This is a genomic window from Gordonia sp. NPDC003504 (assembly GCF_053587995.1).
The window spans coordinates 116,061-131,858 of record NZ_JBSFPC010000014.1; the positions used below are offsets into that span (position 1 = coordinate 116,061).

At 65.5% G+C, this 15,798-nt stretch carries 12 protein-coding genes; 3 read left to right on the top strand and 9 right to left on the bottom strand.

Annotated elements, in window-relative coordinates; all coding sequences use genetic code 11:
• Window positions 1-40: 40 nt before the first annotated feature.
• Complete coding sequence (locus ACWDPV_RS21120) at window positions 41-955, bottom strand: hypothetical protein (protein ID WP_449744530.1); 915 nt, start codon at window positions 953-955, stop codon at window positions 41-43.
• Between the two features lie 387 nt (window positions 956-1,342).
• Window positions 1,343-1,603, bottom strand: coding sequence for a hypothetical protein (locus ACWDPV_RS21125; protein ID WP_348806069.1), 261 nt, complete (start codon window positions 1,601-1,603; stop codon window positions 1,343-1,345).
• Between the two features lie 723 nt (window positions 1,604-2,326).
• On the opposite strand from ACWDPV_RS21125, the gene ACWDPV_RS21130 reads away from it, so the two are divergent.
• Together ACWDPV_RS21130 and ACWDPV_RS21135 are read left to right on the top strand one after the other, a co-directional pair.
• Window positions 2,327-3,262 carry a S1 family peptidase gene (locus tag ACWDPV_RS21130; protein WP_348806070.1) on the top strand — a complete coding sequence of 312 codons (936 nt, stop codon included), beginning with the start codon at window positions 2,327-2,329 and terminating at the stop codon, window positions 3,260-3,262.
• 38 nt (window positions 3,263-3,300) lie between these two features.
• Window positions 3,301-4,299 carry a hypothetical protein gene (locus ACWDPV_RS21135; protein WP_449744531.1) on the top strand — a complete coding sequence of 333 codons (999 nt, stop codon included), beginning with the start codon at window positions 3,301-3,303 and terminating at the stop codon, window positions 4,297-4,299.
• Here the strand turns inward: ACWDPV_RS21135 and ACWDPV_RS21140 are convergent.
• From ACWDPV_RS21140 to ACWDPV_RS21170, 7 genes are all read right to left on the bottom strand, one after another.
• Entirely contained in the window at window positions 4,229-5,590 is a 1,362-nt protein-coding gene (locus tag ACWDPV_RS21140) for a threonine/serine exporter family protein (protein WP_449744532.1), read from the bottom strand. The two genes, ACWDPV_RS21135 and ACWDPV_RS21140, sit on opposite strands and share 71 nt — an antisense overlap.
• A gap of 126 nt (window positions 5,591-5,716) precedes the next feature.
• The gene (locus tag ACWDPV_RS21145; protein ID WP_449744533.1) at window positions 5,717-9,151 is read right to left on the bottom strand and encodes a glycosyl hydrolase family 65 protein; all 3,435 of its coding nucleotides are present in this window, start codon (window positions 9,149-9,151) and stop codon (window positions 5,717-5,719) included.
• A 321-nt stretch (window positions 9,152-9,472) separates the two neighbouring features.
• Window positions 9,473-10,930: a glycosyltransferase family 39 protein gene (locus ACWDPV_RS21150; RefSeq protein ID WP_449744534.1), complete on the bottom strand. Its 1,458-nt coding sequence runs from the start codon at window positions 10,928-10,930 to the stop codon at window positions 9,473-9,475.
• The gene (locus ACWDPV_RS21155) at window positions 10,927-11,361 is read right to left on the bottom strand and encodes a TIGR03668 family PPOX class F420-dependent oxidoreductase (protein ID WP_449744535.1); all 435 of its coding nucleotides are present in this window, start codon (window positions 11,359-11,361) and stop codon (window positions 10,927-10,929) included. The genes ACWDPV_RS21150 and ACWDPV_RS21155 overlap by 4 nt, the downstream gene beginning before the upstream one ends.
• Window positions 11,358-12,983, bottom strand: a complete 1,626-nt coding sequence (locus ACWDPV_RS21160) for a GMC oxidoreductase (protein WP_449744536.1) — start codon at window positions 12,981-12,983, stop codon at window positions 11,358-11,360. The genes ACWDPV_RS21155 and ACWDPV_RS21160 overlap by 4 nt, the downstream gene beginning before the upstream one ends.
• 339 nt (window positions 12,984-13,322) lie before the next feature.
• Window positions 13,323-13,736, bottom strand: coding sequence for a PIN domain-containing protein (locus tag ACWDPV_RS21165; protein ID WP_449744543.1), 414 nt, complete (start codon window positions 13,734-13,736; stop codon window positions 13,323-13,325).
• Window positions 13,736-14,005, bottom strand: a complete 270-nt coding sequence (locus ACWDPV_RS21170; protein ID WP_449744537.1) for a hypothetical protein — start codon at window positions 14,003-14,005, stop codon at window positions 13,736-13,738. The genes ACWDPV_RS21165 and ACWDPV_RS21170 overlap by 1 nt, the downstream gene beginning before the upstream one ends.
• A gap of 415 nt (window positions 14,006-14,420) precedes the next feature.
• Here ACWDPV_RS21170 and ACWDPV_RS21175 point away from each other — a divergent pair, with 415 nt between their 5' ends.
• A complete protein-coding gene (locus tag ACWDPV_RS21175; protein WP_449744538.1) occupies window positions 14,421-14,669 on the top strand; it encodes a hypothetical protein in 249 nt (82 codons plus the stop codon).
• Window positions 14,670-15,798 lie beyond the last annotated feature (1,129 nt).

The following is a 15,798-nucleotide window of genomic DNA, read 5'->3' on the forward strand; positions in this document are numbered from 1 at the left end:
GCGTTCGCACCCGCCGTCGTGAATCGGACCGTCGAAAGACTCAGCGCGCCGAGGCCGCCCGGCTCCCCGCGCCCTGACCGGTGTGGACGTACTGCCGGAGTTTATCGATACTGTCCTGCGCGCCTTGGTAATACGCCTTGGGCACGCGAAGCACATTGGGCAACGCCTCGGTGTGGTCGGACACCACCGATGGCCAGAACCCTTCGCCGTAGATCGCCGGGCATGCCTTGGTGGCGACCTCCAGCACACCGGACAGGGCACCGCAGCGATAGGTGACATCCACGATGTCGGTGAACGGGATGACCTCCAGATGCTCACCGACGGGTAGATCGGTGGTGCGGCCGGTCTTTCGGATGACGATCCGGTCGGCAAAGGCTGCCAACTGGCCGTGGCGTCCGCAGTTGAGGATCATCCACGGGTACTCGTCGGAGCCGATTGACCGCTCGATGGCAACCCACTGCGCGGACGTCATGGGCTCGCCGTAGACGGGGACGCGACGCTGCTCGCGTCGGCGGGCGCGGGCGCCGGCGGACTGCTGCGTGTCGGATCGCCACCGGTCGAGTTCCGGGCGCACCGCCTCATCGACGCCGTCGTGCCGCAGGGTATCGAGGAAGTAGGTGAGGAAATCCATCTCCTCACGGTGGAATTCACCGAAGCACAGCGGCGTGCCCGTCGTGCGGATCGTCAGAGTCGGAACCATATGTGCGGAGACCAATTCCACGTCGGCGATCTCGTCGGCCGCAACCGCCATCGTGATCACGTCGCGTCGCGACGGAGCGGCGGTGTGGAAACCGAGGACCCGGGCATTGGTCACGGCCACACCCTCGACGGTGGGCTTGAGACGATGCGCCGAGACGAACGCGACGATCACCTCCCCGTCGAGGAGATGCGGCGCCAGGCAATGCTGCCAGTGCGCCGCCTTCAATGCGGAAATGGCCGGACTGAGCTTGCTCACGTAGTGAAGAATACGCTCGACGAACGAGCGTCGCAGCCCGAGCAGACCACCCGGACACCGGTGCGCCACACTTCGTCAGAAGGTCCTCTGACCTGCGTACTTTCGTCCCTTGCGGATGCCGCCGGCGCCGGTCTCACGTCATTCGGCGCACCCATCGGACCCGGATATTTGGACGGGATCATCGAATCCCGTTGCCTTACAACACTGTCATACGAATAGTGTTGTACCCCAACATGAGTCTGCCGAAGCCCGCGGGCTACCGATGGTCGGCGCACCGGCCTCCGCGCGTCGTCACCGAAGTGACGGTAGCGGGCCCGTCTGCTCGACCGCTCCCCCAGGAGTTCGAGATACCGCACGCCCACGGGGTTCGACCAATGACCCGGTAGTTCACCGTGTTTCGTACCCATGCGGTCCCGATTGCCCACGGCAACGTGAGCGGCTGCCCCAGATCCCCCATCCCGCGGACACCAGAGAACCTTGAAGCATGCTCAGGGGTCGCAGACGCGCATGGCTTCCCGACGCCGCGGGGAATCTCTTGTAGTGCAGGGCCTTTTGTGCGTTCACCAGGGCGGTGGTCAATTCGGCTCCGGCGTCGGTGACCTCTCCCTGCGCCGGCAGGATCGCGTAGCTGAACTGGTGTTGCGCCATTTCCTCGTCGAAAGAGCCAGTCCTCGTCGACTTCGATCAGCCGGCCGACGTACTTCCAGAGATGCATCAGCGCGCGGGAGTCCTCATCGACGACCGGGACACCGAGTGCGCGCACACCCATCAGCAGCGTTCCGCTGAACAGGCCGAGGTTGGCGGCGAGGTCGGCCCGATTGATCGGAAGGGCGTCGGTACACCCCGGCGCCCTTCTCGCACAGTTCTCGGTCGACCCAGTCCGGGGTGGCCTCGACGGTGGCGAAGAACTCGCGCAGCGCCGGCGGTGCATCGGTGGGCACGCCGCCGGCGAGTGCGCCACGGAACTGCGTCACGCCGACCCGCTCGGGTGATTTTCGTGGCGCCCGCGTGGCGCGGACCAGAGCCGCCGCGGGCTCGTCGCATCATCATCCGCCGCCCGATGGTGTCGAGTTCGGCGGGGGTGGGTTCACGCAGATTCATGTAGATCTTCAGCAGCCGGCCGTTGCGACGACCGCGACCTTCCGCGGATCGGACCCGACGGGGTGCGTGCATGTCCGCGGGTGCGATGGGATCAACGGTCGTCATGAAACCACCCGTTCGTCTCAGCGGATGCAACGCTCGCCCGTGCCGAGACCGACCCCGTTGGGGTAGTCCACTACTCGTTCGGTTCCGCGCCGGCTCCGGCACACTCGATAGCCGTCAGCCGCCGAGATGTCGGCGCGCCACCACGGACAGACTGAGGAGACGGCCATGGACGTCAGCCAGGACATGCTCGACGCCAAGGACGCCCTCGCCGCCGTCCTCCGGGGGGCGCTGCCCTTCCTTCCCGGACTCCTCGCCGTCGACGTCGGCTTGCGGACCGACGACGGGGAACTCACCGATGACCTCGTCATCCGCGTCATGGTCGCCGATATCGACCGGATACCCGCCGGGCTCGACGGCCTCATCGCCGGCGCCGGATTCCCGGTGAGTGTCGTCGAGCGCGAGCTGACACCCCTGCTCGACACCGCGCCACACGACCCGCTGCTCGGCGGCATCACCATTCACGCGGCCCACGGTGGCGCGCTGATCCAGCACGGCGCGGGCACCCTCGGCGGGTTCGCCTCCGACACGCTGTTCGGTGGTGTCGTCGGTGTCACCTGCGCCCACGTGATCGCCGAGAGCGATCAACAAGCCCTCCAGGGTGATCCGATCTACCAGCCCGACAGCACCCGAGAAGTCGGGCGGCTCTACCGGTGGCAGGCGTCGACCGACATCGCCGTCTTCGCTGCCCACGACGGCGTCGGATTCGACGCCACGATCGCCGACATCGGCAGGGTCGGCGGCATGGCCCGCGCCGAGGTGGGCGACCGGGTCCGCAAGCGCGGGCGGACGACGGACCTGACGCTGGGCACGGTCAGCGGCATCGGGCTGGCCCCGTTGGGGCGCGGTACCCCGGCCAACAGCTTTGAGATCTGGGCGCGCGACCTCAACGCACCCGTCTTCTGCAAACCCGGCGACAGTGGGTCGCTGATCGTCAACGACAACGACGAGGTGGTAGGCATCCTCACCCAGAAGGGAATCGAGTACAGCCGCATCGTCACGATCGGTTCACCGCCGGACGGTGCGATCTCCGGATTCGCCACCCAGATGGTGACCGACGGTGCGTTGATCGGGGCGGCCGACTCCGTCGGCATCGCCTTCTAGACATCACATCCTTCTGGACACCACGACAAGGACTGCCGATGCTTCCCTTTCCCGACGCGAAAACCGATCCCCTGGTTCACGACTCGGCGCTGCAGCAGGCATTGGACACTGCGATGGCCACCACCCTCAACCCACCGACTGCGGCGCCGGTCGCGATCGTCGACCTCAATCCGGACGGCACCCGCGGATATGCGGGCCGGCTCGAGTTCATCGAGTGCTACTCGGCCAGCATGCTGAAGGTGGTGGCGATGTACGGCGCCTTCGAGTTGCGCAAGGCGAGCAACGATCTGCTCGCCGCGACGGCGCCGGCCGACGCGTTCCAGTTGCTGCACGACGGCTTCGACGATGTGATCCGGACCAACCGTCTGCCGCGGCTCGCCGGTCTGGCCGACCTGCACCTGCTTCCCAAGTACGATCAGGTCTTCGACCACGACCCGTCCTCCAACACCGTGAACTTCTCCCAGACCTTCTGGAACGACCTGTTTTCCGCGATTGCTCTCGGCGACAACGCCTCCGCCGGCCGATGCATCCAGCGCCTGGGCTTCGGGTACGTCACCGGAGCCGCATCCGAGGCGAACTTCTTCGACGCGGACACCGACCTGGGACTGTGGCTGTGCGGCGACTTCGGCATCGGGTACCCGCCGCAACGGATTCCGTGCAGCAACGACGGCCCGACCGCCCAAGGCGCGAGCGCATATCAGATGGCGAAACTGTGCACCCTGCTGGCCGATTCGGAGTTGGTGGACCCGGGCAGCGATGCGGCAATGCTCGACCTGCTGCAACGTGCCGTCATCAATCTGCACCTGTTCCTCAACCGGGACACGACGGTCGAGTACGTCACCCTGCACAGCAAGATCGGTCTCGGCCCGGTCAACGCCGGCTTCTCGGTGGCCTCCGAAGCGCTTATCGTGCAGGAGAATTCGACCGGACGGCGGTTCGTCGTGGTGTTTCAGAACCAGCGCTTTGTCAACGATCCGTCGGTCTTCCCGGTCGCCCGGATGGTCGACGCCACCATCGCCGGGTTCCTGTTCCCGTGACGGTCGGTCCGGGACCGCTGCCCTCTTGCGTCGTGTCCACGGCGACCGGTCGCCGGGCATTGACCACCAGGCCGCCCAACGCGACACCGACCGCGATCCCGGCGCCGGTGACCAGTGCGGTGACATATGCCCCGGTGCCCGATTGCCCGAACACTGTGCGCACGATTCCCAGATACACCGTCAACCCGGGGATCAGCGCACCGGTGATTCCCATGAGCGACAGCACTGCACTGGGGTAGGGGCTGTGCTTGGCCCACAGCGCCGAGACGACACCCAAGACGATGGACGCGCACACCGTTGCCGCGGTGGACCCGATACCGGCACCCCGCACCAGGGACTGGTTGACGACGGCGGTGACAAGCCCCAGCACCGCTGCCGGGATCAACAGATCCGCCTCGCCACCATTCGCCAGAGCGTTGGCCACCGCACCGATCACCGAGAACAGGAGCGCCAACGTCAACGGAAGCGTCGGCAGACTGAGATCACCGGGTGCCGTCAATTCCAGTCGCGAGCCGACATCGACGACCGCATACGCGCCCAGTGCCACACCGCCGGTGGCGATCACGACGACGAACGCCCTGGCCACCGCCGCACTATACAGGTCGTTCACCGCGTCGACGACCATCGACACGAGAACCGGCAATGGAATCAACAACATCCACGGAACCCCGACACACGCCACGGCCTCGAACCACGACAGCACACCGATGACGTGGGCCAACGCGACGCCGCAGGCCGCCAGGATCGCCTGCGCGGCCCTGACGAAGATGGTGCGAACACCGAAACGCGCCGCCAGGAATCCCAGAGCGGAGACCACCACCTGAACGATGGCGGCCACCACGGAAGCCGTGACATTGACCCCGACCTGAAGGGCGATGGCGAAGGCGAGCACGGCCATTCCCGCCGTGATGACCCACTGTCGTGGCCCGGGTTGCCGACGGATGTCAGCGAGTCGCTGCGACATCGCGTCGGCGGGTAGTCGGCCCGCAATGACCTGCTCGGCCAGATCACCGATACGCTTCATCCGACGACAGTCGATACCGCCGAGCGACGCCATCTCACCCACCCGAACCACCGACTGACCATCCCGGAACGGGAACTCCACCACCAGCGCTCGACCCTGGTCGATGATCACGGTCCCGGCCAACCCGATCGACCGAGCACAGCGATGCGCCAGGACCAGTGCATCCGATGTCGGGTAACCCGATTCGATGAGACCCAGCGCAAGGGACAGGACCAGACCGACGCGCCGGTGAGAAGTGTCGGCATCCAGCGTTTCATCCGAGGCCACGACGTCAGGCTACCGCTCCACCTGCTCACGACAGCACAACTCCGCGGTCACGACGACCCGAGGGCGATGCCCCGTCGAGGCCGCACCGCCGTCTCAGCGCAGACTTCGGTGCTGCCGCAGACGGGGTCATCCCAACCGCACCACGCCACCGGCCCGCAATTCCGCCACGTGTCCACGACATTCCACCTGGATCGGTGCGGACGCTCCCGGGGCTGCGCTTACCCGGACGTCGCGGCCGCTGACGCGTAGCCGCAGACGATGTCCGCGGTAGAACATCGCAAACTCCCCGGCACCCAGCGCATCCGGCCAATGCGGCCGCAGGATCAACCGATTGCCGCGGGTTTCCAGACCGGTGAAACTGCGCTGCAGCAGATCAACACTCCCGGCCATCGCAGCCAGGTGGATACCCTCCTGGGTGGTGCCCCCCTGGATGTCGTCGATGTCCGAGCGCAGCACGTCGTCGAAGAACTCCATCGCCCCGTCGCGATCGGTGCGAGCGAGGACTCCGGAATGCACCAGCCTGCTGAGCGTCGAACCGTGCGACGTGCGCGCCATGTAGTAGTCGACGGTGCGGCCGACGGTCTCATCGGTGAGTTCATATCCCAAGCGTTCGAACAGGTCTCGTAGCTCGCTCGCGGACAGGAGATAGAACAGCATCAGGACGTCGGCCTGTTTGGACGCCCGGTAGGCGTTGACGTCGTCACCTTCGGCCTCCAGGATGCGGTCCAATCGTGCGATGGTGCCGTACTTGTCGCGGTAGGCATCCCAATCCAGTTCTGCCAGAGCCTCATAGCCCTCGAACTGGCTGATGACGCCGTCGTGGAACCCGACGACCATGCGGCGGGTGATGTCCTGCCAGCGTGCGGTCTCCTTCACGTGCAGACCCAGCCGCTGGGTCAGGTCGCCGCGAACCTGCAATGACAGCAGGGCGAGAACCTCTTCCGCGCGCCGCAGCACCCACACCGACATGACATTGGTGTAGGCATTGTTGTCGACGCCGTCGTACGGCCGGTCCGGGTACCCGCCGTGGAACTCGTCGGGACCGATCACCCCGCGGATCACATACCGGCCACGGGAGTCGTCGAAAGTGGCGAGACTGGCGTAGTAGCGGGCGATTTCGATCAGCATCTCGGCGCCGTAGTCGACGAGGAACTCGAGGTCACCGGTGACCTGATAGTACTGCCAGACGTTGTAGGCGACGGCGATGCCGATGTGGATCTGCCGGGCGCTCGGATCGGGATTCCAGCGCCCGGAATCCGGATTGAGGTGCAGCTGTTGGCTTTCCTCACGGCCGTCACTGGCCGACTGCCACGGGAACATCGCACCGGCATGCCCGGCCGCGAGTGCCGACGCCTGCGCTTCGCGCATCCGCAGGTAGCGGTAACGCAACAGCGAACGGGTCAGAGTCGGTATCCGCAGGTTCAGCACCGGGAACACGAACATCTCGTCCCAGAAGATGTGGCCGCGATACGCTTCACCGTTCAGCCCGCGGGCCGGCACCCCGACGTCGAGTTCGGTGGTGTTGGGCGACAACGTCTGCAGGACGTGCAGCAGGTGGAAGCGGATGATGCGCAGGACGTCCGGACGGCCGTCGAAGGCGATGTCGAACCGGTCCCACAGGGTGCCCCAGCGGAGTACGTGCCCGTCGAGTACCTCGTCGAATCGGCCCAGTCGGTCGAGCCACCGGGCGGCCTCATCCGACGGCTCGGAGATCGCCGGGTCACGACCGGTGAACACCGTCACCAGTTTCTCCAGCGTGACCGGCTCGCCGTCGCGCGCGTCCACACCGATGTCGTGGCCGATCCGCTCACCGTCACCGGCGCTCTCGTGCACCGGACGGTACTCACCGGTGGGCGTGTCATGGTTGCGCCACGCCATGTTTCGGGCCGACATCGCCACGGTGATCCGAGACTGGTTGGTCTGCACCGACAACGCCACCGAATCGGCAGACAGTTCGGCGGCCCGCACCGTCTCGAGATGGGTGCTCGCGAGGTCACGGTAGCGAGGTACGAGTGCGTTGATGACGGCGCCGTCGAGCAGGGACCGGAATTCGATTCGGCCCGACCATCCGCGCGGGATGATCGTCGTCTCCAGCGCGCAGGCGTGCGGCATATGCATTGCCACGAAACGTCTTTCGGAGACCTCGGTGACGCGTCCGGCGTGGTCGCGGAACCGGAAGCGGCGGGTGAGGATGGCTCGTCGCACATCGAGGTCCTGCCGGTAGTCGAGAAGGTCGGCGCGGTCGATGTCGAACCAGTCGCCGTCATCGATGCGGAAAGTCAGTGACAGCCAGTTGGGCAGGTTGACGATGCTCTCGTTGTCGATGGCGTGCCCGTCGATGCGGTCGTGGAGCCGGTTGAAGACACCGGCGGCGTAGGTACCCGGACAGTGTATGTCGTCGGCGCGGGATTCGGGCGCCGCGCCGCGTGTCGCGAACACCCCGTTACCGATGCTGCACAACGCTTCTCGCAGCGGTTCGGCGGCCGGATCGTACCCGAGGTAGGTTACCGTCCACGGATCACTGGGTGCGGCAACATTATCCGTGGCAGAACCCAGCAGGTCGGCGAGCCGTCGCAGCAGTTCCCGTACGCCGTCGGGATCGGCGACCGAGAACTCGGCGGCAGAGCGGCGGTCGCCCTCGGAAGCTCCGACGGCGATGCCGATCGAGTCAGTCGGCAGCGCGTCGAAGGCGGCCTCGTCGGCGAGGCCGGCGCCGACGTAGATCGGGAGCGTGGTGTCACCATCGCCGAGCTCGTCGAGCAGCAGACCGAGGGTGCGCCCCCGGTCCCAGGGCCCCGACGGAGCGATCTGGTCTGCAGCGTCGGGCGCCACCAGGTGACGCCCGTCGACGCCCGCGTACCAGATGCCGTCGACGCCGACCCGGGTGCGCAGGTCATTGACACCCCCGTCGCCGACCACAGCGATCGGGCAGAAGTGGGCGACCCGGATGAGCTGTTCGCGCATGCCGTCGGCGAGTTCGACGGCGGTTGCCGACGGACCGCTCGGGTCCGCGCTCGACCTCACGGTGAGCGCATCGAGATCGATCACGACCACCGGCATCCGGTTACGGACCCGCGCGGTCAGCTGATAGCGGGAGGTGAGCGCCTCGGGGATGCGCGACACCCGGTCGAATCCGGAGCGGACCTCGATGTGAGCGAGGCTGTCGACCACCGCATCGGCACTCTCGTGGTGCGGCGCGGTACCGGCCTCGTGGAGCGCGATGACGAGATCGAAGCCTGCTCGATGACCGGCGTCGGTGACCATGCCGGTGGTGTCGACGAAGACCGTCCGCGCCGGAAACACCCCGAGGCGGTGGGCGGCGTCGAGGAGCGGGTCGACGATCTCGTCTACCGGCTCATTGTGCTCGATGACGACGAGATCGAGGGCCATACCCGCGCCACGAATGCGCCGGAGGAGTTCGACCGCTTCCGGATGGCGTGAAAGCTGTTCGCTCGCATCACGATCGGGCGCCAGGCGGGCGACGCCGAAGATCACCGCGTCGTGACGTCGGACATCGATGCCCGGGGCCTTCGGTGTTGCCACGTCGGATCGAGTATCCATGTCGTCATCTCCGTGATCGATCGTCCCCGAACATCGTTGACGGTATCGGGTTCAGACGAGAAGGAGGACAGTTTCACGCCCGCACTTCGCGCGACTCGCAGTGCCACAGGCCTGCGATTGGCCATGGGATAGTCCAGACGTCGCACAACTCATTCGGCCGGGCGTCCACTTCTGCGGATCGACGGCCACGTCACCCTGGTGACCTGACACGCCACAGAGAGCGGGGTGCCACAGTTCAGCCCGCAACGCGCAGAAACTGTGCTTATTCGGTTCTCTGGGGTTGCCGAACGTCGGCGACGCGATTCGTGTCCCCGGCGGGCATCAGTCCAGGTGTCGCAGTGCCGGCCACAGCTGTTGCGGGTCGTTCGGATGCTCGCAGAGGGCTATGGGCTGCCCCTGCTCGTCGTTGTCGACGCCGAGCCCGTTGTCGAGGTGTGCGAGCGTGGTGCATGAACTGAATAGATATGTGGCCCTGCGCACTTGGCCGCCGATGACCAGGACGGCGTCGGTGTCTTCGGGAAGGGCGCGCTGGTCGTAGAGCGCGTTGTGCCCGGAGTACGGCTCGGGCAGACCGTAGGCGGGACCGTAGCGGGCGAGTGCTCCGGCCTCCCCGTAGTTGGAGGCCAGGATCGGCGGCCGCGGCGCCGGCAGGTCCTGGTAGATCCCGGCGATCTGCGCCACGTATTGGGACCATCCGATCTGGTCGGCCACCAATGGCCCGGCGTCGACCACCGGGGTGTGACCGACAACGCGCAGCGGGATGACCGGCAACGCCAGCACGATTGACACCGCGGCGTTGACGGCGACGACGACGATCAGCAGGCGCCTCCGGAATCGGTTGCCCGACAACCACGCTGCCACGGGCACACACCCGGCGGCGTACATCACCGACAGCAGGTGCACCGGATAGTGCGGCTGCGCACCGCCGATGAAGGTGAACACCAACAGGACGGCACAACCGACCACGAGCCAGCCGTCGACGTGACGTCGGTCCGAGCGCAGTAGCCACACGACTCCGGTACCCCAGACCGCCACCAGTGGTGGACCGAGCAGCACGATCAGCATCAGCACGAAACCACCGCGGACGTCGGCGCCGTTCTCCGCGCCGAGTGCCGCACCCATCTCGAGCTGCGGCCAGCCGTGGTGCGCCTGGTAGAGCAGATTCGGCAGTCCCACGATCACCGCGACGACGCCGCCGAGGTAGGGCCACGGTGTTCGGAACGCCCGCCGCGGCCCCAGCAGCAGCAGACCGAAGATCAGGCCGCCGACCACGATCACGACCAACCACCGGTTGTAGGTGGTCAGACCCGCGATCAGACCGGCCACGATCCACCAGCGGTGGTGGCCTTGCACCGCCACCAGCAGGGCGTACACCACCAGCAGGATCAGCAGCAGATCGATGGTCGAGGTGAACAGGACATGGCCGAGCATCAGCGGCATCATCGCGGTGGCGTACCCCCACGCGGCCAGCGTCTGAGCGACCCGTCCCCCGCCGAGCCGCCAGGTGATCATCGCCAGGACGACCACCGACAGCGCCGACGCCAGCGTCGCGGGGATGCGCAGCGCCCACTCCGCGTCGGCCAGATGCAGGGTCATCCGCGCGATGGCCGGCGTGAGCGGAGGTTGATCGACGTAGCCCCAGGCGGGTCGGAGCATCCGGTAGTACAGCTCGTCGCGCTGATAGTCGTAACCGAAGGAGCTGATGGTCAGCACGACGGCCTGAGCGGCGGCGGCCGCGGCCACCGGACCGCGGGCGAAACGCTCGAGGGTCGCGGTCACGTCGAGAGCTCGTCGCGCGCCGACCACGCATGCCAGCTCAGATCGCGAACGGCCACCACGGGTCCGGTGGGCCGTCGATCGCGGTAGTGCCGATACTTCTCGGCGAGCACATCGATGCCGTGCACACCCTGCGGATCCTGGGCGTCGATGACACTTGCGATCCCATCGACGCGGACCCACCACAGCTCGTCCCAGGTGTCGGAGTAGTGATCCACCAGGATCGATACCGCAGGGTTCGCCTCGATGTTGGTCAGTCGTCGTAACCTGTTGGTGCGCTTGGGTTTGTGGTCAATGCAGCTATAGATTGTCTCGTCGGAGAGCGCGAACACGAATGGCACCACATGCGCCGCGCCGGTGGACGTGACCGTCGCCAGTCGGCCAATTCGTGCGTGGGCGAAGCGTTCTCGCATCAGGTTGAGCGCCGGCATCATCCACCCGCCGCGATGATGGCGGCCATGTTGCGTTCGGCCACCGCGGTGATCGTCAACGACGGGTTGGATGCTCCCGCCGATCCGGGCATCATCGCGCCGTCATTGACGTAGAGGTTGCGGTAGCCCTTGACGCGGCCGTACTCATCGCAGGCGGTACCCAGCGTCGCGCCGCCCATGCAGTGCGCCCACGTCGTGTCACGCTCGTAGGCAACGCCATTCACCGGTAGATCTGATCGCTCGGCCAGCCGACGTCCGATGCGCAGGCAGTTGGCGACGACGTCGGTGTGGCCTGCGGCCGGCCAGTCGAGGATCACCCGGCCGGTGTCGCGGCGGTAGGTGAAGGCGCCGCGCGAGTGGTCGACGGACGTGATCCCCATCTTGATGACCGACTCACTCGTTGCGGCGGTCAGCGCGTCCAGTGGACCTTGCGAGGCGGTGCCGTTGACGACGGCCCGGGCGTAGGGCCCGTCGGTGTCGAAGAAGCCCTGCCCACCGATCGACGGCTGAGGCGTGCGGGCGCCGCCGATCTCGACCTCGATGGTGCCGGCCCCGTTGTTACCCCACCCGGTTCCGATGTGTTCGTTGAGATTCGGTAGCGCTCCGGTGTCTCGGGCGGCCACCAGGAGTCGATTGGTCCCCAGACATCCGGCGGCGAGGACCAGTCGATCGGTGGTGAGTGTGCGCCGGGCGAGGATGTCGCCGTAGGGACTGACGTAGTCGACGTCGAGGACATAGCGGCCGGAGCGTTCGACGTGAATAGCGTTCACCTGATGGCGAGGATGGATGGTCGCGTTTCCGGTGGCCTCGGCTCGCCGCAGGTAGCTGAAGTCCAGCGAATTGAGGGAGCCGTTGGAGCTCGCGATGGCGCCGGTCGTCGCCATGGGTGCGGCACGTCCGGCGATCTCGTCGCGCACCACGTTCCAGCGCCAGTTGCCCGCCACTGCGCGGGGTCGATATCCGGCCCTGGTTGCCAGGCGCACGAAGTCGCGATGATTGCGGAATGCGCTGTCACGGTACACATCCGCCGGGACGACGGAGGCCGCCAGACCGGCGAGTGCCTTCGGGTACCAGACCCGCACCATCTCGTCGTAATCGACCGTTCCGGCGAACACCTCGTCGAAGGGGATGCGTTCGGAGGCAACGGTGATTCCCAGGTAGACCACCGATCCACCACCGACCGCCGCCCCGCAGAGAATGGCGGCGTTGCGGTGCCAGCTGAACTCGAAGATCCCACCGAAATCATCGATCACCGCCGCCGAAGCCAGAGTTTGTGTGTACGCGGGACCCGCTAGCGTTGAATCCAGTGACCCCTCGGCGATGGACCGATGCACATGCCACATCATGCGTCCGTCGAAGCCGAAGATCGCCCGCCGCGGATCATGTGGCCAGCGCGATCCTCGCTCGAGAACTGTTGTCTGGATACCGGATTCGGCCAAGCGCAGCGCGCTCACAGCCCCACCGAAGCCGCTGCCGATCACGATTGCTTCCGAGTGGTGACGAGGCGCCGGAACAGGACGGAAGATCTCGGGGACGATCCGTTCGTAGGTGCCGTAGCGGGGAGGGAGTGCCCGTGCTCGACCCGCGGCCTGAAGCCCGGCGCCGGACACACCGGCCGTTGCCATGGCTGCACCCGACAGCTTCAAAAAGGAACGCCGGTCCATGGTTCTCCCGTCGCCGGGTCCTCTGCACACCAGGGAGATGCCTGTCCGCATACCCCGAGGTGTTCCCGGCTCAGTCGTTGTGGCTGACCCTACACGTGATGTCGTGTCCGGTCTGCTGACCGCAGACCTCGCTGGAACCTTCACTCTCGAGAACGGACACTGGACACAACAACGATGACGCTGTACATCCCGGTATGGACCGAGGTGCCTTGCAGTCAGTACGACGCTCTCACTCCCTCGGCACGCGTCTCCTTTGATGCGAATGACAAGGCGGATCGGTGCGGCGAAGCGGTGCTCCACTCACAACGACCCGTTTGCCGAACTCAGGTCTATCACCTGCAAGGCATCACCCAGGCCGGCGAAGTCCGCGGCGTTGTACGTGGCCAGAGCCGCGGAATGCTGGATCGCCGTCGCCGCGATCATCAAGTCGATACGCCGCCTTCTGTTGGTTTGACCAGATTTGCTGACGACCCCTGAAATCACCTGGTACAGCCTTGCCGTGTCTCCATCGAACGGCACTCCACCGTGGTACAGCGCATCGATTCGCGCCTGTTGCTTTTGTGTGGAAATCACCACGCCGACATCGGAACTGTTGAGTCCTTCCAGGAACTCGGCGTACACGATGGAGCTGATCTGGGTGTCGTCGTCGTCTGCGAGCACCGCTCCGGCCGGCAACCCTCGTATGAGGACATTGGTGTCGAGGTGAATCAACATCACCCAACGGCACCTGACTCGTCCCGACCCAGGTCTATTTCGTCCAACCTCGCCTGAATCTGTTTCTCGTCGAGCCCGTTCCCCGACAGCACGGCCGCCAGATCGACCACCTTGGCAGTTGGCGTCGACCTGAGCCGACTCTTTCTGGTGAGCACCACGCCGGTGTCCCGGCCCTGCCTGGTCAGATCGAACTCGGCCCCGTCCTGCTCCACCATCCTGACCAGTTCTGATCCGCGATGACTCAGCTCTGCTATTCCGATAGTAGACATGCTAGATCTTTAGCAGATTGTTTCTCGGCCCGCATGGTCAATCGGGCGCTTCCACCGCTGCGATCCTCACCGACACGAGTCACCGGCCGAAGGGCACCGCGTCTTGGGGCGAGGGCGGAGCGGTCGGCTGAGCGTTCCGCGGAACGCTCGCAACGGTCGCGGCCCGCGCCGATCTGACACCAGCCCTCCTGGATACCCCGGCTCGACACGTCGGCACACACAGCTGTGAGTCCGCGGGCCGTCGCTCGCCATCCCGGCGCGGGCGAACTGCGGTGGGCGGTGACAGTTCGCGACGCAACTCGCCGTCCGAAGCGAGCTCGCCAGGAACTCGGGTCGTCGCACGGGGCAATGCGTTTCATGCCTGTCGTCGAGCAGCTCTGCGTACTATCCAGTGTCTCCGCAGCCGTCCGGACCCATGAGAGAGGCAATCCAGGTGCAGCCGAACCCTGTCCTCACCTTTGAAGCCCAGCACTGGACGGCGACCCTCAACCGTCAGCTCGGAACGCTCATTCTCAACCACCACGGCGTCGCCATCCCCCCTTCGCAGAAGAAGTCGTCACCGTGGGTGATCCCACTGGGGAATATCGTCGACATGCTGCTGCTGCAGCAGCAGCCGCTATCGGAGATTGTTGAGACTGAGTACCTGGGACGACGACCGTGTTGAGACCGACTTCGACGGCAGTGGTGAGACTGAGAGCATTAGGTTTGCCTAACAGACCTCCGGTGGTCCACTTTATTGGTCAGCCGCGGTGGCGAACTTGTTCGGCGTCAGAGTTGGCCAGTGCGTGTGGCCCGCGCCGGAACGCACTGGTGACCCGGCGACGGCGCTATCGCTGATCTCTTCGATGCGTCCAGTGGCCCTCCGCTCCTTACCTCACTCCACTTACGCCTTCGCTGGTCTCTAGTCTAGTCGGTTGTGTACCTATTGTTTGGCGATGTATGAGGCGAGATCGCCGTTCCACGAACCGGACCCGAGTCCAATCCTGGCCGTTAGGGTGGCCTCGGAGGGTTGCGGTGTGGCCTCGTCGTACGTGTAAGTAGCGACCTTACTGTTTCCGGGTACAGTCTCCCCGTTAACCTCAGGCAGGTCGGCAAGTTCGTCCTCGGTGCCATGGGGTCCGTAGATGAGTGTGGGGCTGAGGATATGGCAGTAGTCCTCATAGGCTCTGCGCCTGCCCGATAGCGGATCTCTACAACCGTCTGATCTGATTCCCTTGCGCCGAAGCCGATTCGATCGTGGCGCTCTTACCGTCTTGGCCGACGAGAGGTTCGCCGAACGGCTTGATGATCGTTAGCCGTCATCCGTCGATGATGTCCGCAAATTTGAGCACGGTAATCAGCGCACAATTCAGATTCGTGGTATTCATATATCTTCTTGAAAGAACAAGTTGGGAAGCGAACTCAAATTTCGTCGTCGTCCGCGAAGCGCCAACTGTGGCCCTAGCTGCGGCTCATCTTTGCAGACGATCGCACCGATCCCGGCGGGCACCCCCGAACAGGTTCAGATCAGAACGACGGCGACCTCGGCGGCCCACGCGCAGCCAGATTGAACGCGAGGTGTTATGTTGGCTGTCCACACGCGGTTTCACTAGAGCTGGTATATCCTCAGTGAACTGCGTGGGTAGAAGCACTCAGACCAGTTGCTGGATGCAGTCGGAAACAATAAACGGAGAGGAACCGTGAAAGAGGCCTGGCGCGGGATCTCCTGACGTTCTTGTGGGTGGGTTACGGCCAGGGCAGTTCGGGGCAGGCGCCGCCGCGGGTGAGTTCGGCCATCGCTATCAGCGCTTCTG